Here is an 18,185-nt window from a genome sequence, read left to right as displayed (position 1 = left end):
AGTCTCAATCAACATGTCAATCATTGTTTAACCACCCCATACTCTTTGCGGTAAAATAAATAGCCTCAATCTCTTTTGCGCTCAGTACCACGCTGTTGGCGCTCTCATCGATAACAGCGACCTGTCGGCCCTGCATATCAAAGGTAATGGTCTGATGTCCAATAGCCTTGAAGTAGTTTTTAACAACGCCGGCGATCTTGTTACTCTTGTACCCTAGTTTGTGCCAGAGGACGGCAGGATTGTATTTCCCGCCGCTCATTTTTTACTACCTCCGGCACCGCTGCCATAAGCATTTGCGATTGCCGTCATAGTTTCCGCCCACTGCTCTAACAGGCTTTTCATCCCGAGGTTATCAACCAACTGAAATCTGGCATCATCAAACATCCTGTGCAGTTTGTTTCCCGATATAAACCTTTTAGCGATAGCAATCGCCACGCCCTTTTCCGGATCAAATGGCTCATCCGTGTTACATTTTGCGACGGTCTTTGTCCCGTCGCTCCAAAGTACGATCGTAGCCGGGCCATTGACGATCAATTTTCGTGGCTTCGGCAAAGAAAACGGAAGCCCTGTCTGTTTATCGATAAAGCTTATTTCGATTTGTCCCATTTTTTAGTCCTCCTTTTTTATGCTGCCAGCATCATGGCGCTTTGATCGCCATATGCAAATTTGATTGTTAAGTCTTGGATCAACCGCTCCACACCTTTGGCATCCAAATAGCCATTGGTAAAGATCTCAGTGTAGGTCTCGCCGTCAAAAGAGTTTTTGACAAAGCGAGCCTCAAATGGATGAGCCTTGTCGCCACGAGTTAAGATTTTTGATCCTTTAGCCTTGTACCAGACGATCAGCTCGTAAGGGCCGTGGATCTTAAAGCGCCACGAGGCCAGTACCGTATCTCCAAAGTTGCGGCAAGATTGGCTGATCGGCTTAAAGCCGACGTCTAGCTTAGGCTCCATAACCCTGCACCTCCTCGTCTAGCTCGTTGAGCAGATTTAAGACTTGTCTAAGTGTCATATCGTTATCTTTGATGTGCTCATTGACGACGTGCCGCGTATAGCTCTTGAGAGCCGTTGACAGGTCGCTATGATAGCCGATGGGTGTTACTACCACCTTAGTGGTGTTTGTCTCGCAATCGTATCGTACGTACCTCTTACATAGTTTGAGGCAACTCCCGTCACTGTCGATAAAATAGTCATGTTTAAGATTTAGCATTATTTGTCCTCCCTATAGAGTTTCAGTATTTTATATTTTTTGGGGCTCTGTTTGTGGGCTCTCTGTCTGCTTTCGACGCAGCGGAAAGATACAGGTTTTATACCTAGATAGTTGCAGCAGTCGTAAATATCCCCCACACAAACAGGCAGATCCGTTATAACGTCATACACTCCGTAAATGTTCATTTTGTTTCGTCCTTTCCGTGTTTTCTCGTGCCCGGAAAGGGCCGCCTCGCGTACAGGGCCATTTGTTGGCACTTGTTGTTTTTTCACAAGTTAGATCTTAAGTTAAGTAGAAAGGGGGAAATACTGTAATTATGATCACGCAAGTCGGTCCTTACCGGACACGAGGTTAGTGCTATTTAATCGGTGGAGCTAAACCACCACAAACAAGTATTAGAAAGATCTGCAAGATCCATAACGCCAGGATAAACAGTATGTCTTCCTTTGTCATTCAACGACCTCGCAATTATCTAAGATTTCTTTTATTGATAAATTCCCAATGCCATTAAACCATCCGTCACGATTCAATTCTTGTAAGGTTCTAAAATCTTCAATTCCATCTCCATCTACATAGATATGCAATTTTGTAAAAGCCTTTAGAACATCATGCTCAAACTGTGTTAATTTGATAGGTTCTTTGTGTTCTTCTAAAAGCCAACCAAAACCTTTTTCAGAATATTTTTTAAAATCATCATCTCGTAATGCGATTACTAAATTAACTCCAATTAATTTTCCATTTGGTGCAACTCTGTTTGTAGTAATCATACCGATTTCGTTAAGCCATTCTAAATTCGTCATTCTGTTTCTCCTTTTTACTCTTTTACAGTTCCGAAAATAAAAATAGCAATAACCACCAAATTAAAATAAATATTATGTTATATATCATACGAGCTATTTTTTTCACTTTGGTTCTCCTTTATATGGTTCGGGTAATGGCTGCCATGCAACTATCTCGTTTTCCACTTTCGTTTCTAACTCATCCCACCAGTGCCATCCATCTTCTCTTATAATGGCAATTTGATCAGCATAAATTTTTTTATCCCATGTCATTGTGCTTTTATAAGATACCAATACACATCTGTCTATCTCCGGCAATCGCTCGTCCACCGGGATCCAGTCTATTTTCGGTTGACGGTGGACCATGTTGGTAACGTCAATCAAAGTACCAATGACTCCATTCAAGAAATTCTTATGTTCTCTGCTTTCCGCTTTGGCTAGCTTATATCGGTACTCATCCGTCAGATCTTCCAGGCTTTTGATCAGTTCTTTCTCGTCAATCATTGCTCATCCTCCAATTCGTCTAACTTTCCGGAGAGTACCAAAGCCACCGACTCACATATAATCTGCCATTTCAGTAGTTCCAACACTTCAAAAGTTATATGCTTTGGATGGTCAGATCTTTGCCCTGCTGTTTTTTGGGTACTCATACCAATCAGGGTATAAACAGCGTTTTTTAACGCCTTAACATTGGCTTTCTGCTTCCCGTCTTTTAAAAAATCCCACATACCATCTAGGATTTCATTTGCCGGATTTTCCATAGTATTGAGTCCTCCTTTCGAGTTCTTTTCGAGTTTTTTCGAGTTCCACTCGATTAGTTCACTTCTTCATAAGTCTTTTCAAAGATATCCGGCTTACACGGATAGAACTCCCCGTTGACGCCCTCGATAATGTAATCGCCAATGCTTGCTTCATGCGTTCCCTCTAAGGTTTCAATCGTCAGTTCTATCCCTTCTAGTATTTCCGACTCACCGGTAAAAACATGTTTATGCTTTCTTACCTGGTGTTGAAATTCTGCTTTATCGCAAAAATTCAATATTTCTGTATAGTTGTCACCGGTCCATTGCAGTGCTCTAATCACTACTGGTTTCTTTCTGTATTTTTTAATCATTTTTGTACCTTCTTCCTATAAAAACAATTGGGTTCAAATTCATACTCTAATTCGCACTTTCTATCGATCGCCGAAAGAAACACTAAGTTCTCTTCCTTGTCCACACCCCGAATCAGGACCGTCTCACCGTAGTCTTTAAAGTAAACTTCCTGATCCGGTTTAAGATCATCGATGGCAAGCGGCGGATTGTCAAAGTGCTCATCGATCAGCTCTTTAAAGCAGATGATGGCGTCCACATTTTCATAGTTCACTTGTGCTTTTAAGATTTCCAACGCTTGCCTACACTCTTTTTCGGTCAACATCTCTACAATTCCTCGTTGATAACTTGTCTCAGATAGGCAAATGGACTGTCCGGCCCTCCAAGCTCATTTTTGTAGTAGCAGTCATAGCAACGCTTGATCCATCTCAAAGCATTTGGCACCTTTTCGCCTTTAAGCTTCGCCAGCAATTCAAATTCTTTCTTGTGTGTTCCATCGCCGTACTTGTTCTCGATGTAAAATGCATCGTATTCATTTTCCAATTTATCCACAGCGTCTAAATATTCTTGTTTCATCATTACTCTCCTCTTCTTAATGCTTCAATCAGCCTCTTTTGTGTTACGTCTTTTTTGTTTAATGCGTCGATCATATCTTCGTCGATCGTACCCTTGGCCATCAGATGGTAGATGGTCACTGCCCTTTGTTGACCCTGTCGATAGATCCGGGCGTTGGCCTGCTGATACAGCTCTAAATTCCAGTTAGGCAGCGTGTACCAGATGGCAATGCATCCACCTTTCTGTAAATTCAGTCCGTGTCCTGCCGATGCCGGATGCAGCAGTAGGATATCGATCTCTCCGTTGTTCCAGGCTCGTACATCCTCCGGACCTTTGACCGTCCTCACCCTTTTGCCCATCTCGGTAAAATGGTTGGTCAGTCTGTCCAGCTCGTGTTTAAAGTAGTAAAACACCATGACCGGCTGTCCGTTGGCCGACTCGATCAGATCGTCAAGTGCGTCCATCTTGTGATGGTGGATATCCACTACTTTGCTTGCCCCTGACTCCTGGTAGATCTGACCGGATGCGTACTGCAGCAGTTGGCCGCATAGGACTCCGGCGTTAGCTGCGATAATGGCCTCATCATCGCCTAACTCCAATAGCTTGTCCCGTTTAAAATGGTCATAGCCTCTCTTGGCTTTTTTGAGATCCACCGGGTAATCGATCACGGTCAATGGTGGCAGCTTGGTACAGTCGCCCTGTTGGATCGACATACAGATATCACCGATGCGTTTGTAGATTTCCTCTTCCGCACCATCCTGTAGATTCCACTCATAGACCACATACCCATTTCTTCTTCCTGGTTTCAAGAACCTTCCTCGAAAAGCAGATAAGGTCTTGCCTAATCGTTCGCCTCTGTCCATCAAGTAGATCTGACTCCACAGGTCCGGTAAGCCATTGGGTGCCGGTGTACCGGTCAGACCGATAAACCGATCGACTAAAGGCATCATTTTCCGCAATGCCTTAAATCGTTTGGACTGCGGATTTTTAAAGGTGGACAGCTCATCGATAACAACCATGTCAAAGGGCCAATCTCTCTGATACGTCTCAATCAGATCTGCCACGTTTTCCTTGCCGATCAAATACAAATCTGTAGATAGATCTACATCTTTCTTGCCCTTGGCCATCGGTCCGTCAATGATCGTGTAGCTTAGATCTTTGGTATGTTCCCACTGTTTGATCTCATCCGGCCATGTCGATTGGACGACTCGGACCGGTCCAATGATCAGTACTTTTGAGACCTCGATGTACATCAACTTTTGGATGATGGTCAGTGTACACACCGTCTTGCCTGCACCCATCGGTAGCAGCAGTCCACACTTTTTATGAGCCAGGCCCCATTGGATGGCCTCTCTTTGATATGGATGTGGTCTAAAGATCATGTCCGTACACTCCTTTGCTTAACCCTTTGATCAAGTTATCAACCCCGGCTTTGGAGTCGATGATCTTTGTCCGATGACCCAAGCCCTGTAGTTGGTGTAACCGGAACTGCTGGACTTTGGACACCCGACCTGTCTCTGGCTTTTTTAGCTCGACAAAGACGATCTGCCGATTGCCAATCACGATGCGGTCCGGCACGCCGGTCGTTCCCGGCGACACCAGTTTCCAGCACAGCCACCCTCTGGCCTGTACCTGTTCCTTAAGGTACTTTTCAATCTGTTTTTCAAGCATGTTTACAAATAAATCCGTTCAAGACCTTTTGTGCAGCCTCGATGGATTCATACTTTCCTAGGTACACGTCTTGGCTATTTGGTAATATGCCCATGACCCAAATTCCCTCTTTATCAGAATCGATATAAATTTCTATGCAATCGGCTATCAATGTATTTGTTTGATTCATAATTAACATGTTCTTTTCCTCCTTAATAAATCTTTTCCATATATGGCGAGTCAATAACTACTTCATCTTCTCTGACCCCTTTACTTATTTGATCCGTTATTTGATTTTCAATGTTTTTGAATACAGCACCAAGGTTAGTGGTCTTGCAACATGTCAGATAGTAACTTTTACCTTTGTCGTCGATAACAAATACGTATGAATACTTATCATCTTTGCTTGCTTGACAATGTTCAATCTTAGCCCAATTTTTGACACGTCTTATTCTGTTCTCCCCCTCCGGAAGATATGTTTGTTTTATGATCATTTTTTACTCACCTCCAATATGCTCTGACAACGAGACAACGCGCGCACGCGTATATACGGCCACGCTCATTCACATATGTATATTGCGTATATATATATGTATTTTTATGTTTTTATACTTTTATAAGAAAATGCGTTGTCATTGTTGTCATATCTCAAATAAGTCCTTTGTTTATCTGACTTTTCATTGGCAACGCACTACCCACAATGCGTTGTTTTAGCGTTGCCGTATGTTGTCACTTGTTACAAATCTTAAATTTTTATCAAACTTAGTGCGTTGTCAGCGGTGTCCATTTTCCAGGTCTAATAAATGCCTTTTGTCGCTTATATTCATTGTGGTCGATCCACACCGGGTTTTTGGCTTTTTCCCATCCCAGATGCTTCATGATCGACGTAATCTCCCGTTGCTCGATCGATGTAAAATTCCTCTTTAGCCCCCGGAAGACCTCGACCCAAATCTCGATACCGCTCACACGATCACGCTGCATTGTACCGGTGTTTTTAGTAGCTTCATCTTCCAGCCATGCACATCTATCCGCAGCGCTCATTTCATACCAGTTTTCAGGCAATAAAGTATCCAGATAGTTTGCGATATCTTCTTCTTTAAAGGACCTAAACGTAAATTCATCCTGTACCTCAAGTGCTCTTTGTGCGAGTTCACCCTCTAAATACAAAGGCTCACCGTGCTCATACCGATACTTGGCCTCGGCCCATATCTGATCTCGCTCCTTTGGCAGATCGTCAAACACGGACTTTGTCGGCTCTTGCTCTCTAACCCTTACCGGCCAAAAGCGTCGGTTACCTGTGTAATCTCTCAAAAATTCGTAGTCATTGGTCGTCCCAAAAAACACACACTGCCTTGGATAATCTTTGACATTCGTACCGTAAGCCTTCCTATATCTATCTGATTGCTTGGATATAAACTGTTTCATGGCCTCGATATCTGTCTTCTTCGATGCTGCAAGTTCGGCGATCTCGATGACCCAAGATCCATGCAAAGCCTCATAGGCCTCCTTGCCGGACATTGTCACGATTGAATCGCTAAACCATTGACCACCCATGACTTTTAAAAGGTAACTCTTCCCGACGCCCTGCGGCCCGGCCAAGGTCAAGATATAGTCCATCTTGCATCCTGGTGTATAGATACGGGCCACAGCAGCCGTAAAAGCTTTGCGGGCAACAGCACGCACATATAACTCATCGTGCACTCCCAAGTAATCAATGAGTATGTTGTCAAGTCTAGGCACACCATCCCATTCCAGAGAGTCCAAGTAGTCCCTTACCGGATTAAAGGCATTTTCCTCATGGACAAGTGCCAATGCTTTTCGCATTTTGTCATTGCTTAGATTGAGGTTGTAAACCTTTTCCATATGTAGGCTCAATCCCGCATCATCGACATCATCCCATCCAGGTTCGGCCAGATTGTACTTGCGCCACGGCAGGTCACCAAAACGTACAGCCTTCTGGTTAAACTGGTCATAGCCACCGATCGAGTTTTTCAGTTTTGGATCGTGCTGCATGATGAGTTTGGCATTGTTGATGGACGATACAAAGTTTCCTTTGGTATCGACCTCTAGCTCCTTTTGCCACTCGCCGTCATCCTCGTCCAGGTCTTCTTCGAAGTCTTTCCACGCTTCGGCAATGGCGTCCTGTCCCAAGACAAGCTTTGTCTCCTCATCGTCTTTTAATAGATTGGACAAAGCCTTAAAACTTGGCATATTGCCAGCGGTAACTTTATTGCTGACGCCCTCATCCAGCTCACCGAATTTATGGATGCGGACAAGATCAAAAGCGTTGTGGCTGTGGAAGTCACTTGCCGGATCGGTAGAATGATTGGAGTAAGCCAGTCGGCCGTCTTCGTAAATGACCAACCCTCCGGCGGTAGATCCTTCGGCGTATGTCCATCGGTCGTCCTTATCGGTCGGTGTATAAACCTCCGGTATAAACTTACTGATGGCCTCCTGTACGGTGTAAGCCTTACAGAATGCACCGACGATCCCTTTTTTCTTGGTAGGGTCTTCTTGCTTTTTCGATGGCTTTTTTATGACTTCTTTCGTCCGCTCGCTGTACGGCCACGTGGACATATCCCGCCAATCCGGATGTTGGCTTAACATCGCATCGACGTCTAACCAGGTATCGTCATAGACCCGATACAAATAGTCACCGTCTTTGGATGTTGACGGCCAGAACATCATGCGGCTTGGCTGATAGGTCGTGTCATCGAACATCAGCATCGAGCTGTCCATCTGTTGCGCTACAGTGCGTGCGATAAACTCATACTCGTCGGCATCGACATCTCTTGATAGCGGTAAAATTAGCCTTAGCTTAGGTTTGCTTAGCGTATGCTTATGTGTCGAGTACACCAACATTGCATATCCCGGACTGCCCAACATGTCCCAATCGTCAACAATATCCATGCTGGCGTCATCGAGATCCAGCGTGATCATGGACCGGCTGACCACCGTCTCCTTACCACGCCTACCATCTTTTAAGTAACCGCCGACAAATCCTCCCACATCCTTGATATCGGACTGTCTGTCTTTTGACATAGACCGATACTCGTTCAAGGTTTCATGCGTATGTGTCGTGGTTTCTAGTTTTTTTACAAGGTCGGACCAGGCGACCTCTTGATTGTGATATTTCTTATCTTTACGATTCTTACAGACTGCGATGCTTAACTTTCTGTTTTCCATCAAATCGCCTAATCCTTTCTGTAGTATGGAGAGTTGAACCCATCGGCGGTCAGGAGCAGTCCCGGCGCCCATTCGATCGGCTCTCCCATCAAATCTTCAATTCTTTTTAAATGTCCCTCGGCATTCTCGCTCGGCACCTCGACAATGACCTCATCGTGTACATGCATGACAATGTGGTATCCTGACTGTTGGATCTTTGTCATCGATACGGCCAGACAGTCACGAGCGATGGCCTGGATCAAGTTTTCGGTCAGCTTTCCACCCCATGTCTTGGTACGTTCCCACTTTCTCGTGGTTTGATTCATCCCCATATAGGTCAACTCTCGGCCATCAAATCGAGGCTGTACATAGGCCAGTGAGCGTCCGGACGGCAGTTGCATAAACAGGATGCCTTTGGCGTACTTGAAACTGACACCATGACGGCATTTGACTCTTAGACGTGTATCGATGGCCTCAATGGCTGCATCACCCAATTCCCGCCATAGTCTTACGACATGAGGACTTGACCGGCGCCATTTCTTGACGATGTCATCCATCTCTTTTTCGGTGAGGCCCATCTGCTCACCACCCATCTTTCGCAAAGCTCCAACACCGCCGCCATAACCACATGCCAATTCCGCTACCTTGCCTTTTTTCCGCAAGTGACTGTTTTGACCATGCTTTTCTACTGGCACCCCAAACATCTGTGTAGCCGACATACAGTAGATATCTCCACCACTGGCAAACACCTCCTGTCGCCATTTTTCGTCGGCCATCCATGCGACTACCCTTGCCTCAATGGCCGAGTAGTCGGCGATGGCAAACGTCATGGCCTGAGGCGGTACGATCAGCGTCCTTATTAATGTTGAGAAGACATCGTTCATACTTCCGTATAGCATTTCGATCTCGTCCCACTTTCGGTCCTTGACCATCTGCCGGGCTAATGCAATATCCTCAAAAGCGTTACGAGGGAAGTTCTGCGGCTGGATCAACCGTCCGGCCCATCGACCGGTACGTCCAGCGCCGTAAAACTGAAAAGCCCCGTGGATTCGTCCATCACTGCAGATGGATCTCTCGAAGGCCTCGTACTTCTTGACCGAGGTCTTGCCTGTCTCTTGTCTCAGCTCCAAGATGCGCTTTGAGCTAGGCTTAAGATCTAACTTGAGTAGTTGATCCACGTCATCTTTTGTCAGACTGTCAATCTGTCTGCCTTCCTGTTCCGTCAGCCATTGCTTGAGCTGTACGATGGAGTGGACATTGATTCCGCCTGTGAGCTCTTCACATTCTTTTCTAAGAGACGCCTCATAGTCTTTGGAGTAACTGATGACGTTAGCCATTAGCTCTGTATCGACCCCAATGCCGTAATCATTGATTGACTGATCCAGGCAGTACAGGCGCTGCTCACTTTCCGGCAAGGGGAACTTCATCAGCTTGTCATAGATGGCTTGTTCGGTGACAACGTCCTGGCGGTTGTACTCTTTAAAGAGCTCCCATTTTTCCAAGTCATGATATGGGTAGTTCCTTGTTCGTTGCCCGTTGGCCTGTGTCGGCTTACAGGGCTTGCAGAAATATGTGATCAGCCTTTTACCTACCGCCATCTTCTGTTTGTCCTCGCCAAGATTGAGGGCTTTACCGACATCAGCCAGTGATGCCGGAAAGCCTAGCGATAAAGCATGGACCATTGTGCAGTGCCACGCCTTTGGATCTAAATGAGTATTGAGAAACTTTGATAAACAGATTCTTTCAAACGCTGCGTTATGGGCAACTTTTGCGATATTGGAACTGAGGATGTCGTCAAGAACTTGCGTTGGCCATCCTTCCCTTTGCGCTACATCAATGACCGTTACCGGCTCATCATCGTAGGCATAGGCAAGGAGCAGAATTTCAAAGTTGGGGCTATCGACGTATCGATACGCCCCGCACTTGCCGATGTCGATGTCAGAGTATGTCTCCAAGTCGATGTGTAATACTCGACTCATCCAAGCAGATCGTCATCGTAGTCTTCGTCTTTGAACTCATCCTCAAAGTCATCAGATGCCGAAGTCCAACCGCTGAATCGTTCACCGTCTCTTGTTTTCAGTACATTGTTCAAAGACGCAGAGATCCCTGTCTGCACGTTGTTGTAAGGGTAAACACTTAATGAGACTTTTCCATAACATCCACTGTAAACGATATCTTCTCCGCCGTTTTCTTTCGTTAAAAGGGTACCTTTTCCTGTTTCTCGTGATAAAACTTGTGGTGCCTTCGTACTCTTTAAGTTCATAATGTAGTGGCCGGCGTAGTTTTCATCCGTTGACAACTCTTCGTCCTGATCGGCATCTCGTAATAGTCCGTAGTTGCTTCCAATAGGTCTGATCAGTGGACTGGCCTTACTGGCAAAAGATTTACCGTATTTTTCGACACCTTCCTGTTTGGCTTGTTCGTACGCTGCTTTAATAGCATCGAGCGTCTTTTTATCGGTCTTTGAAATCAAGATCGCCATTGAATAATTGGCCTCCTGTGCTTCCTGGAACGCATACGGCTCGAATAAGTGACAAAAGCTAAATCTTACTTCTCCTGTTTTTACTTTTACTGACATTGTGTGTTTCCTCCTTATTTCAAATCTTCCGCAAAGTCATTAGCGGCACTGTCATATTCCGGTCTTTTATCGCTTTCCGGCACAAGCGTTGGCTTGCCTTTCGGCTTTCCGATGTATGGCATAGCGATACCGGTAAATAGTTTCTTTCCGATTCGCTTTTCCAATGTGGTGATCGTTTCTAATTTTGGTTTGGTCATGATGACATCATCGCCATACTCCATCTTATGGAGCGCCTCGATCAGTCCATGTTCGTCCATCACTTTTCGATTGGATCTTCCCTCGACGACCTTGAAACCTTTAAACTTAATACCCTCTAAGGCTTTGTCTAAGGCATACTGCTGTAGATCCTTGGCCCAGCTGATGATCTCGTCCAGGATCGGCAAGGCCTGTTCGATCTGTTCCTGTGTCAACAGACCCGGTTCATTGGCAAAGCCAGTTTCTTTTAGATTTTCCGTGTTGGCTTTCATGCGAGCCGCACAGTTGCCTCGGACCTTACAGAATTTGCACCAGTCGCCAGGCTTTTGTTCACCCTCACCCTTGATGGCGAGTTCGGCTTTCGGTTTAACTTCCTTGTCCATCCACTCTTCCAATTCCTCAACGGTGTAATCGGCTGTTGAGATGTTATCAATGCGTGGTTGATAGATATGTACCCGGATCTTGTCAAAGCCATATAAGAGTCCAAACGTATCTAAGGCACCGGCCGCATAGAGGCGAGCTTGGGTATTGCCGACCGCATCAACCTTGACACCCTTACCGTACTTGAGGTCAATGACATGGAGCGTGTCATCGCCAATAATGACCGCATCGCCGGTCCCGAAGCCTTCAGGCACCCATCGGCTAAAGTCAAGCTTTTGCTCGATGAGCAGTTGCGCATCCGGTGTCTTGGCTTTTTCTTCATTGAAGATTTCGATGACGTAATCACGATAGGCGTCTGTGCACTCCTGCATCTCACCATCTAAAGCCTTAAACCTACTGCTCTTCTTCCCGGACTTGAGCCAACCATTGAGTTTCTTTTCGGCCAGCTTATGAGCCTCTGTACCCTCCTGTGCAAACTCACTGGTCGTGTCCGGTACATTTTTTTCGAGTAATGCCGATGGCGTACATTCCAGCCAACGATGCGAGGCAGAAGCGGATAGTGTTGCATGCTTATCTGGCATTATCGCAATCCTCCATAAAGTCGTTGTACTTCTCTTCCGGTAACTCCGTGAGTTTGTTGATGTTATATAGTGTCAGCAAGACTTTAAATGCAGGCTTGCCTTTTCGCTTGATATAGTCTGCCCCAGCCGCACGGATCTCTTCGGTCGTGTACTTTTTAGCCGGCTCTTCCTTCGGTGCCTCATCCACCTTGATTGGATCTGGCTCAATGGTCTCCCACGGTCTGTCCGGTTCTTCCTCTTTTTCCACATCCGCCGTCTTATCGACTTTTGCGATTGCCTCCTTTTTCTCGTCAGCTACAAATCCCGATACCACGAGATTGGCGTAAAAGTTTGACAAGTTACGGCTAAACTCCAAAGCCTTGTCATCAGCTGTAATTTTGATTTGTACGTCCATTATCTTTTCTTCCTTTCTCTTTCTGCCTGGATACCTCGTATCCGGCCATAGTTGTAAACGTAGATCAGTCCCATGATGATTTCCGGTTGAGACTGATAAATCCGGGGTATCAGATGCAGTGCTTCCGCATCTGGTAAGTACTGCTTATCCAGTATCTTTAGTAACCCCCCCCCGTAGGGATTTGGTGTTATTCATCAATGCTCCTTATCCTTTCTTTCCATTTCTTTTTGTTGGCTAAGTAGCCATCCTTGTAAAATTGACCATCTATGTAAGACGGATGATCAAACTCTTTGAGATACCTGACTGTGTCAAATAAACCGCCCTCTTCGAAGTAGCAGCTTTTGCAACCCACAAATCCACTGATCATATAGGTCAACCCAACTTCGGTTTCTTGCCCACAATATGGACACTTGATGATGATCTTCATTTCGTTTGGATCATCTCTAACGATTGGGATAAGTGGTTGGGTAATAGACAAGGCTATATATTTACCGTCCCATGTCCGCATGTCTGATCTCCTCTCTCATCCGCCACGCCTTGCTGAGCTGCGCCTGAAGTGACATCAACCGGTGGTTGGTTTCGATGATAAAGTGCGTCAGTTCTGCCTCCATATCGGCGAGCTTATAGCCTTTACGGTCGCTAAATCCAACGATCAACGTATTGGCAAATCGACCCGTGCCAAGATTGATACGCTCCTTAATATTGCGGAGTTGTCTGTCCGGATGTTTGGATTGGATGTTTAGTGCTTTGACGAGATCATCTCTCGACATCTTTCCGGTGCGTCTTAATACATCAACAAGTACATCGTCGATCATAGTTAAGCCTCCACATTGTCATCAGTCTGCCCCCCCCCCCGCATGGAATAATTCACGCGCTATAATGGAGGTCATAATTCCCATAGGCAATATGATTTCAGGATCTTTCGTTCCATTAAAAACCTTTTCCGTGGCTTTCGCCGCTGCCTTAACAAACTGTTCCTCGGTTATTGTGATTGGTTCTTTTTTAAACATTTTTTTATTCTCCTTCTTTTCGACACCATTCGGGATATACCCAAAAGTGCGTACCTTTAATACGTCCAAGCGTTACGCTCGTTCCGTTTCCGCCCCCTGCGGGATAGGTCTTTGACTGTACGATCGGCCGTCCGTCCATCTTGTAGATCCAGTCATTTTTTCTCGGTTGACGTCCCACGTCGGCCAGGAACGCCTCAGCTGAGAAATAGAGGCGCTTAGCTCTAAATACATCGAGGGTCATTGATCCTCACCCTCAAGGTAGTCATGACAGGCCCACATTTTGCCCAGTAAGTAAAAGTGGGTATCATTATCTTTTTCTGCGTCTGGTAAGACGTCCTTAAATTTGTAAATAAACGATTCTGCTCTTCCACAAGCTTCCATCGAATCCCAAACTTTCTCATAGTTGTACAAATCTTGTAATTTACCGTGATAGTTGATCAGAAAATCCAAATTTCTTCCTTTCGGCTTGTCCGGTAGTTGATACATAGTTTCTAATCTCCTTTCTTTTGTGTTAAAATGGAGATGGATTATAAAAGTAATCCACCTATTGAGCGCTCTCTACTTTGGTCGGTGATTGCGCTTTTTCCTTTTCTATGGCCAGGAAGAATCTCCTAACCGCTTCTTCCCGCCTTTTTTGGACGACCTCTGGTGGGTCCTTTGACGGGATCACCGTAACCTTGATCATGTCACCCCTCCTTTCTATTGCAGAATATTGAGCGCCATCATCAACGCTGTTGTGCACAGGCATCCGGCTGCAAACGCCATGATGTAAAAGGCTATTTGCCATGAGTCCTTAGTTTCTTGACTATCGATAATCTGCTGCACTTCTGCGTGCTTGCTGACGCGGCTCATCATCTGTAATGTTTGACGATCATGTTCAAGCTCTTTCTCTTTTTTAGTCATCTCTATCTCCCTCTTCCCTTTTTACGGTTAAACCGTAATTTTAAGTTAAAAAAATAAGCTGATTGTAAGAAACTTCGTAAACCTCTTCGATGCGCTTTAAGGTTTTTACATCCGGGAAAGTTTTGCCCCGCTCATAATTACTAAGCGTATCTACACTAACCCCGATTTGTTCGGCAGCTTCTTCTTGACTCAGCTTTTTTAATTCTCTTGCAGTTTTTAATGTAACTTTGATGTTGTCCGGCATATGTGTCACCCTCTTTCTTTGTACCTAAAGAATACTACGGTTTAACCGTAATGTCAACGGTTTTTCCGTAAATAGTTACAAAAACCTTGAATTTTTTACGGGTTATCCTATATAATATAGGTGCACGAGAAGAGGTGATAATATGTCTAACTTAGGTAATAAGGAAGTAATGGCAGAAAACATACAGCGCTTTTTAGATATATCAGGAAAAACTCGCACAGAAGTATGTAGCGATTTAGATATACCCTATACCACTTTTGTGGATTGGTTGAAAGGAAATACTTATCCTCGTATTGATAAGATCGAGCAGATGGCCAACTATTTTGGTTGCGAAAAAGCTGACCTTGTTGAGCCAAAAGAAATGAGATATGTACCGAGTCTGATCAATATACCGTTGTTTGACAATATATCCTGCGGTGCGGGCATGTTTGTTGATGAGCGCCCCGAGGACTATATCGCAATACCAGACAAATACATGAGGCTTGGCGTTGAGTATTTTGCCAATACCGCCCACGGCGATAGCATGATCGGAAAAGGTATAAAGGACGGAGATATCCTTGTTTTCGAAAAAACAAGTCATTTAGAGAATGGACAAATCGGTGCGTTCTGCATAGATAATGAATCTGCTTATTGCAAAATATACCGTTGTCTCCCTAGCGGGATGATCATGCTAGAATCGGCCAATGACAAGTATGACCCTATCATGGTAGATGTAGCTAATGAATGTTTCAGAGTTATAGGAAAATATAAATTCAAGTTTTCAGTAGAACAATAGGAGATCACGTTATGGGACTATTAAGCTGGCTTTTTGGGATGAACAACGAAGAAAAAGTAACTACAGCGAATAAAGAAGAAAGTGTAGAAAATAAAGAAGAAATCAAGACAGTCCCACCCAAAGGTAGACAAGTTAAATATCTTGATATTGATGAGGCTCAAAGAAAGGCTTTACTCTCTGACGTGAAAAAGCTTAATCATCTAGTTGAAGAAGCAAATCATATTATAGATGATTGCTACCCCAAGCTATCAGTCGGAAGCAGAACGATACTAAATCTGTTAGAAGAACCAAAGACGCGAACTGGGAAAGATCCAAAGTGCCCATTTACATTAACCTTTAACGCTCATGATAATCCAGGTGCTATTTACTACTTTAAAGATATGACTGTCGCAGGAGCCAGATTTACGGTGTGGAAAAAGCAATCTAGCATCACTATTGATACAGGCCCCAATGACGGAAACATGGAAGTAGAGAGAATAACACTTAATACCTTGCCAGATGGATACAGGAAAAGAATTTATACCAAGCATCCAGCTCCTAAAAAATCGCCGCAAAAGAATTTCAAAAAATATGTGCCCGATGAGCGTGATCTTGCTGGACAAAGAGATGCAAGTAAGTCATATAGAAAAGAAATCATCCAAAAATATTATAGTGATTACCTATACGATCCTTTCATTTCTGAGGATCGTGAGCTGAATTCTACGTGGCTAAAGCAAGTCGCAATGTTTCCGGATCAGTCATTGGTTAAAAGAGAAATGATGACAAGATTTAAGGATGGCTTTTTGCCGGGCCACGTATATATGCTTTACTGGCTTAATAAATACCCCTATGGCTATCAAAGGATACCATCATATTTTGAATATAAGTACGGAATATGCTTTGGTAGGGAACTCAAGCTTTTGCAAAGATATGGATATGTAGACGATAAAGGAAAACCTACAGATAAAGGACTAGAGAAATTAAAAGAACACTACGAAGTTGTTGAAAAGCACAAGTAAATAAAAAATCCCCAGTGTTACCAGCACCAAGGGATTGTTTGGATGTGTTACCAGCACATCCGGGATACATAAAAAGTATGACCGCTAATCATATAACTTTTTATGTACCCATTTTATCAGATTTACCAATAAAAAGAAAGGATGGGTACTTTTATGAATTACTACATTATGTATTTAAGGAAGTCTCGTGCGGATCGACCGGACGAGTCAGTCGAAGAGGTGGTCGCAAAGCACGAGAGCATTTTACAGGACTACGCAAAAAGAAGGCTTGGTCACGCCATACCGGAGGAAAATATCTATAGAGAAGTAGTGTCCGGTGAGACGATAGCCGACCGCCCCTATATGCAGAAAGTCCTACAGATCATCGAACAAAAAGAATGTCTTGGTGTCCTTGTAGCTGATCCGCAGCGTATAACTCGTGGCGATCTGCTGGACTGTGGAACGATAGTCAATGCTTTTCGATATTCCGATACCCACGTGGTAACCCCGATGCATGACTATGACCTATCATTGGATATGGACCGCCGATATTTCCAGGATGAACTACTGCGAGGTAATGACTACTTGGAGTACAGTAAACGCATCATGCGTGCTGGAAGGGAGGAGTCAGTCAAACGTGGGAACTACATAGGATCCACAATACCTTTTGGATATGAGAGATATTACATCGATAAGCACCCCACTCTAAAAATCAACGACTATGAGGCGTACTATGTGCGTAAGATTTTCAGAATGAAAAGAAATGGCAAAGGCTTTAACGAAATTGCGACATGGCTGAATGCGCAAGGAGTAAAGACGAGAAAGGGGAACCCTTTTACTATGCCAGCTTTACGAAGTTTGGTTAAAAACGATATCTATATCGGGTACATTAGATGGAATGGCACCAGCGTTATAAAAGTTTATGAAGACGGGGAAATAAAGAAAAAACGGGTAAAAACTGAAAACGAGATCCGCGTGAAAGGATTACACGAGCCAATTGTTGACGAGAATCTTTTTTATGAAGTCCAGGATATACTCGCTAAGGCAGCTGCGAAAGTACCGAAGAAACGCAAGCTAGTAAACCCTTTTGCCGGTATATTGAGATGCGGAGTATGCGGATCAGTCTTATGCCTTATGCGCCTTGACGGTAAAAAGCGGAGATATGTCTGTCATGCGAAAATGTATGGTCAATGTACAAATGTATCGGTGCTTGAAACAAGTATAAAAACAGAGGTGATCAAAGTCTTGAAAAGTAGTTTAAAAGATTTTGAGGTGCAAATCTCTAACGGAAAAACAAGCAGACCGGATCATAAGGTCATACTCGATAATCTTCATAACGAGCGAAAAGAGATAGAAAAAAAGCAGATGAACTTGTACGATCTGCTGGAATCGGGCATATATACAAAAGAGGTTTTTAAGGAGAGAAACGATAAGCTTGCACAGGAAAGGGCAGAGAATATACAAGCCATTGAGGAGATAAAAAAAGAAGCAGAAAACAAAAACCATATAGTGGATATGACCAAATCTTTGAAGCACGCAATCGACGCGCTAGAAGATAACACCGTATCCGTAGAAGCTAAAAATCATTTTTTAAAGGGTATCATCGAGTCAATATATGTTACAAAGACCGAAATTAAGAAGCGTGGAGAACCGGAATCGTTTGAACTAAGGATCAATCTAAAATAAGGGTTATAACATCAA

At 44.2% G+C, this 18,185-nt stretch carries 29 protein-coding genes; 3 read left to right on the top strand and 26 right to left on the bottom strand.

Going from position 1 to position 18,185, the window contains the following annotated elements; translation table 11 throughout:
- Positions 1–16 precede the first annotated feature (16 nt).
- The 26 genes from ACTQX6_RS10180 to ACTQX6_RS10055 all read right to left on the bottom strand — a co-directional run bounded on the left by ACTQX6_RS10180 (position 17) and on the right by ACTQX6_RS10055 (position 14,732).
- A complete protein-coding gene (locus tag ACTQX6_RS10180) occupies positions 17–259 on the bottom strand; it encodes a hypothetical protein (protein WP_441657483.1) in 243 nt (80 codons plus the stop codon).
- Positions 256–606, bottom strand: a complete 351-nt coding sequence (locus ACTQX6_RS10175) for a hypothetical protein (RefSeq protein ID WP_441657484.1) — start codon at positions 604–606, stop codon at positions 256–258. The genes ACTQX6_RS10180 and ACTQX6_RS10175 overlap by 4 nt, the downstream gene beginning before the upstream one ends.
- Positions 607–623: 17 nt before the next feature.
- A complete protein-coding gene (locus tag ACTQX6_RS10170; protein ID WP_441657485.1) occupies positions 624–953 on the bottom strand; it encodes a hypothetical protein in 330 nt (109 codons plus the stop codon).
- Positions 954–1,658: 705 nt separating this feature from the next.
- On the bottom strand, positions 1,659–2,009 hold the full coding sequence (locus ACTQX6_RS10165) for a hypothetical protein (protein ID WP_441657486.1): 351 nt from the start codon (positions 2,007–2,009) through the stop codon (positions 1,659–1,661).
- Positions 2,010–2,111: 102 nt separating this feature from the next.
- A complete protein-coding gene (locus tag ACTQX6_RS10160; protein ID WP_441657487.1) occupies positions 2,112–2,492 on the bottom strand; it encodes a DUF551 domain-containing protein in 381 nt (126 codons plus the stop codon).
- Entirely contained in the window at positions 2,489–2,749 is a 261-nt protein-coding gene (locus ACTQX6_RS10155) for a hypothetical protein (RefSeq protein ID WP_441657488.1), read from the bottom strand. Before ACTQX6_RS10155 ends, ACTQX6_RS10160 begins: the two co-directional genes overlap by 4 nt.
- A gap of 53 nt (positions 2,750–2,802) precedes the next feature.
- Entirely contained in the window at positions 2,803–3,099 is a 297-nt protein-coding gene (locus ACTQX6_RS10150) for a hypothetical protein (RefSeq protein WP_441657489.1), read from the bottom strand.
- Complete coding sequence (locus ACTQX6_RS10145) at positions 3,096–3,401, bottom strand: hypothetical protein (RefSeq protein ID WP_441657490.1); 306 nt, start codon at positions 3,399–3,401, stop codon at positions 3,096–3,098. Before ACTQX6_RS10145 ends, ACTQX6_RS10150 begins: the two co-directional genes overlap by 4 nt.
- Before the next feature lie 2 nt (positions 3,402–3,403).
- Positions 3,404–3,652, bottom strand: coding sequence for a hypothetical protein (locus ACTQX6_RS10140; RefSeq protein ID WP_441657491.1), 249 nt, complete (start codon positions 3,650–3,652; stop codon positions 3,404–3,406).
- Between the two features lie 2 nt (positions 3,653–3,654).
- Positions 3,655–5,013 (bottom strand): DEAD/DEAH box helicase, encoded by a 1,359-nt coding sequence (locus ACTQX6_RS10135; RefSeq protein WP_441657492.1) that lies wholly within the window; start codon positions 5,011–5,013, stop codon positions 3,655–3,657.
- Positions 5,003–5,302, bottom strand: coding sequence for a hypothetical protein (locus ACTQX6_RS10130; protein WP_441657493.1), 300 nt, complete (start codon positions 5,300–5,302; stop codon positions 5,003–5,005). Before ACTQX6_RS10130 ends, ACTQX6_RS10135 begins: the two co-directional genes overlap by 11 nt.
- Positions 5,295–5,480 (bottom strand): hypothetical protein, encoded by a 186-nt coding sequence (locus ACTQX6_RS10125; protein ID WP_441657494.1) that lies wholly within the window; start codon positions 5,478–5,480, stop codon positions 5,295–5,297. Before ACTQX6_RS10125 ends, ACTQX6_RS10130 begins: the two co-directional genes overlap by 8 nt.
- A gap of 13 nt (positions 5,481–5,493) precedes the next feature.
- Complete coding sequence (locus tag ACTQX6_RS10120) at positions 5,494–5,775, bottom strand: hypothetical protein (RefSeq protein WP_441657495.1); 282 nt, start codon at positions 5,773–5,775, stop codon at positions 5,494–5,496.
- A 268-nt stretch (positions 5,776–6,043) separates the two neighbouring features.
- Complete coding sequence (locus ACTQX6_RS10115; protein ID WP_441657496.1) at positions 6,044–8,467, bottom strand: VapE domain-containing protein; 2,424 nt, start codon at positions 8,465–8,467, stop codon at positions 6,044–6,046.
- Positions 8,468–8,475: 8 nt separating this feature from the next.
- Positions 8,476–10,425: a DNA polymerase gene (locus tag ACTQX6_RS10110; protein ID WP_441657497.1), complete on the bottom strand. Its 1,950-nt coding sequence runs from the start codon at positions 10,423–10,425 to the stop codon at positions 8,476–8,478.
- On the bottom strand, positions 10,422–11,024 hold the full coding sequence (locus ACTQX6_RS10105; RefSeq protein WP_441657498.1) for a DUF2815 family protein: 603 nt from the start codon (positions 11,022–11,024) through the stop codon (positions 10,422–10,424). Before ACTQX6_RS10105 ends, ACTQX6_RS10110 begins: the two co-directional genes overlap by 4 nt.
- A 14-nt stretch (positions 11,025–11,038) precedes the next feature.
- Complete coding sequence (locus ACTQX6_RS10100) at positions 11,039–12,181, bottom strand: DUF2800 domain-containing protein (protein ID WP_441657499.1); 1,143 nt, start codon at positions 12,179–12,181, stop codon at positions 11,039–11,041.
- The gene (locus ACTQX6_RS10095) at positions 12,171–12,575 is read right to left on the bottom strand and encodes a hypothetical protein (RefSeq protein ID WP_441657500.1); all 405 of its coding nucleotides are present in this window, start codon (positions 12,573–12,575) and stop codon (positions 12,171–12,173) included. Before ACTQX6_RS10095 ends, ACTQX6_RS10100 begins: the two co-directional genes overlap by 11 nt.
- A 187-nt stretch (positions 12,576–12,762) precedes the next feature.
- A complete protein-coding gene (locus tag ACTQX6_RS10090) occupies positions 12,763–13,083 on the bottom strand; it encodes a hypothetical protein (protein WP_441657501.1) in 321 nt (106 codons plus the stop codon).
- Positions 13,064–13,390 (bottom strand): hypothetical protein, encoded by a 327-nt coding sequence (locus tag ACTQX6_RS10085; protein ID WP_441657502.1) that lies wholly within the window; start codon positions 13,388–13,390, stop codon positions 13,064–13,066. The genes ACTQX6_RS10090 and ACTQX6_RS10085 overlap by 20 nt, the downstream gene beginning before the upstream one ends.
- 21 nt (positions 13,391–13,411) lie before the next feature.
- The gene (locus ACTQX6_RS10080) at positions 13,412–13,585 is read right to left on the bottom strand and encodes a hypothetical protein (RefSeq protein ID WP_441657503.1); all 174 of its coding nucleotides are present in this window, start codon (positions 13,583–13,585) and stop codon (positions 13,412–13,414) included.
- A 4-nt stretch (positions 13,586–13,589) separates the two neighbouring features.
- Positions 13,590–13,763: a hypothetical protein gene (locus ACTQX6_RS10075; RefSeq protein ID WP_441657504.1), complete on the bottom strand. Its 174-nt coding sequence runs from the start codon at positions 13,761–13,763 to the stop codon at positions 13,590–13,592.
- Between the two features lie 59 nt (positions 13,764–13,822).
- Entirely contained in the window at positions 13,823–14,071 is a 249-nt protein-coding gene (locus ACTQX6_RS10070) for a hypothetical protein (protein ID WP_441657505.1), read from the bottom strand.
- A gap of 58 nt (positions 14,072–14,129) precedes the next feature.
- Positions 14,130–14,270, bottom strand: a complete 141-nt coding sequence (locus ACTQX6_RS10065; protein ID WP_441657506.1) for a hypothetical protein — start codon at positions 14,268–14,270, stop codon at positions 14,130–14,132.
- A 14-nt stretch (positions 14,271–14,284) separates the two neighbouring features.
- Positions 14,285–14,488, bottom strand: coding sequence for a hypothetical protein (locus ACTQX6_RS10060; protein WP_441657507.1), 204 nt, complete (start codon positions 14,486–14,488; stop codon positions 14,285–14,287).
- Positions 14,489–14,528: 40 nt separating this feature from the next.
- Positions 14,529–14,732 carry a helix-turn-helix domain-containing protein gene (locus ACTQX6_RS10055; protein WP_441657508.1) on the bottom strand — a complete coding sequence of 68 codons (204 nt, stop codon included), beginning with the start codon at positions 14,730–14,732 and terminating at the stop codon, positions 14,529–14,531.
- Between the two features lie 142 nt (positions 14,733–14,874).
- Between ACTQX6_RS10055 and ACTQX6_RS10050 the strand changes: the two genes are divergently transcribed.
- From ACTQX6_RS10050 to ACTQX6_RS10040, 3 genes are all read left to right on the top strand, one after another.
- Positions 14,875–15,507, top strand: a complete 633-nt coding sequence (locus ACTQX6_RS10050) for a LexA family protein (protein ID WP_441657509.1) — start codon at positions 14,875–14,877, stop codon at positions 15,505–15,507.
- Between the two features lie 11 nt (positions 15,508–15,518).
- Positions 15,519–16,505 carry a hypothetical protein gene (locus ACTQX6_RS10045; RefSeq protein ID WP_441657510.1) on the top strand — a complete coding sequence of 329 codons (987 nt, stop codon included), beginning with the start codon at positions 15,519–15,521 and terminating at the stop codon, positions 16,503–16,505.
- Positions 16,506–16,658: 153 nt separating this feature from the next.
- Positions 16,659–18,170 (top strand): recombinase family protein, encoded by a 1,512-nt coding sequence (locus ACTQX6_RS10040; protein ID WP_441657511.1) that lies wholly within the window; start codon positions 16,659–16,661, stop codon positions 18,168–18,170.
- The last annotated feature ends 15 nt before the right edge of the window (positions 18,171–18,185 follow it).

Source organism: Faecalicoccus sp. LCP19S3_E2, assembly GCF_052121255.1.
Taxonomy (GTDB): Bacteria; Bacillota_I; Bacilli_A; order Erysipelotrichales; family Erysipelotrichaceae; genus Faecalicoccus.
This window is presented reverse-complemented; position numbering and strand designations above follow the sequence as displayed.

Excerpts from the sequence above, each read along its gene's own strand:
- ACTQX6_RS10180 (WP_441657483.1), bottom strand. The coding sequence starts at position 259 with ATGAGCGGCGGGAAATACAATCCTGCCGTCCTCTGGCACAAACTAGGG.
- ACTQX6_RS10175 (WP_441657484.1), bottom strand. The coding sequence starts at position 606 with ATGGGACAAATCGAAATAAGCTTTATCGATAAACAGACAGGGCTTCCG.
- ACTQX6_RS10170 (WP_441657485.1), bottom strand. The coding sequence starts at position 953 with ATGGAGCCTAAGCTAGACGTCGGCTTTAAGCCGATCAGCCAATCTTGC.
- ACTQX6_RS10165 (WP_441657486.1), bottom strand. The coding sequence starts at position 2,009 with ATGACGAATTTAGAATGGCTTAACGAAATCGGTATGATTACTACAAAC.
- ACTQX6_RS10160 (WP_441657487.1), bottom strand. The coding sequence starts at position 2,492 with ATGATTGACGAGAAAGAACTGATCAAAAGCCTGGAAGATCTGACGGAT.
- ACTQX6_RS10155 (WP_441657488.1), bottom strand. The coding sequence starts at position 2,749 with ATGGAAAATCCGGCAAATGAAATCCTAGATGGTATGTGGGATTTTTTA.
- ACTQX6_RS10150 (WP_441657489.1), bottom strand. The coding sequence starts at position 3,099 with ATGATTAAAAAATACAGAAAGAAACCAGTAGTGATTAGAGCACTGCAA.
- ACTQX6_RS10145 (WP_441657490.1), bottom strand. The coding sequence starts at position 3,401 with ATGTTGACCGAAAAAGAGTGTAGGCAAGCGTTGGAAATCTTAAAAGCA.
- ACTQX6_RS10140 (WP_441657491.1), bottom strand. The coding sequence starts at position 3,652 with ATGAAACAAGAATATTTAGACGCTGTGGATAAATTGGAAAATGAATAC.
- ACTQX6_RS10135 (WP_441657492.1), bottom strand. The coding sequence starts at position 5,013 with ATGATCTTTAGACCACATCCATATCAAAGAGAGGCCATCCAATGGGGC.
- ACTQX6_RS10130 (WP_441657493.1), bottom strand. The coding sequence starts at position 5,302 with ATGCTTGAAAAACAGATTGAAAAGTACCTTAAGGAACAGGTACAGGCC.
- ACTQX6_RS10125 (WP_441657494.1), bottom strand. The coding sequence starts at position 5,480 with ATGTTAATTATGAATCAAACAAATACATTGATAGCCGATTGCATAGAA.
- ACTQX6_RS10120 (WP_441657495.1), bottom strand. The coding sequence starts at position 5,775 with ATGATCATAAAACAAACATATCTTCCGGAGGGGGAGAACAGAATAAGA.
- ACTQX6_RS10115 (WP_441657496.1), bottom strand. The coding sequence starts at position 8,467 with ATGGAAAACAGAAAGTTAAGCATCGCAGTCTGTAAGAATCGTAAAGAT.
- ACTQX6_RS10110 (WP_441657497.1), bottom strand. The coding sequence starts at position 10,425 with ATGAGTCGAGTATTACACATCGACTTGGAGACATACTCTGACATCGAC.
- ACTQX6_RS10105 (WP_441657498.1), bottom strand. The coding sequence starts at position 11,024 with ATGTCAGTAAAAGTAAAAACAGGAGAAGTAAGATTTAGCTTTTGTCAC.
- ACTQX6_RS10100 (WP_441657499.1), bottom strand. The coding sequence starts at position 12,181 with ATGCCAGATAAGCATGCAACACTATCCGCTTCTGCCTCGCATCGTTGG.
- ACTQX6_RS10095 (WP_441657500.1), bottom strand. The coding sequence starts at position 12,575 with ATGGACGTACAAATCAAAATTACAGCTGATGACAAGGCTTTGGAGTTT.
- ACTQX6_RS10090 (WP_441657501.1), bottom strand. The coding sequence starts at position 13,083 with ATGCGGACATGGGACGGTAAATATATAGCCTTGTCTATTACCCAACCA.
- ACTQX6_RS10085 (WP_441657502.1), bottom strand. The coding sequence starts at position 13,390 with ATGATCGACGATGTACTTGTTGATGTATTAAGACGCACCGGAAAGATG.
- ACTQX6_RS10080 (WP_441657503.1), bottom strand. The coding sequence starts at position 13,585 with ATGTTTAAAAAAGAACCAATCACAATAACCGAGGAACAGTTTGTTAAG.
- ACTQX6_RS10070 (WP_441657505.1), bottom strand. The coding sequence starts at position 14,071 with ATGTATCAACTACCGGACAAGCCGAAAGGAAGAAATTTGGATTTTCTG.
- ACTQX6_RS10065 (WP_441657506.1), bottom strand. The coding sequence starts at position 14,270 with ATGATCAAGGTTACGGTGATCCCGTCAAAGGACCCACCAGAGGTCGTC.
- ACTQX6_RS10060 (WP_441657507.1), bottom strand. The coding sequence starts at position 14,488 with ATGACTAAAAAAGAGAAAGAGCTTGAACATGATCGTCAAACATTACAG.
- ACTQX6_RS10055 (WP_441657508.1), bottom strand. The coding sequence starts at position 14,732 with ATGCCGGACAACATCAAAGTTACATTAAAAACTGCAAGAGAATTAAAA.
- ACTQX6_RS10050 (WP_441657509.1), top strand. The coding sequence starts at position 14,875 with ATGTCTAACTTAGGTAATAAGGAAGTAATGGCAGAAAACATACAGCGC.
- ACTQX6_RS10045 (WP_441657510.1), top strand. The coding sequence starts at position 15,519 with ATGGGACTATTAAGCTGGCTTTTTGGGATGAACAACGAAGAAAAAGTA.
- ACTQX6_RS10040 (WP_441657511.1), top strand. The coding sequence starts at position 16,659 with ATGAATTACTACATTATGTATTTAAGGAAGTCTCGTGCGGATCGACCG.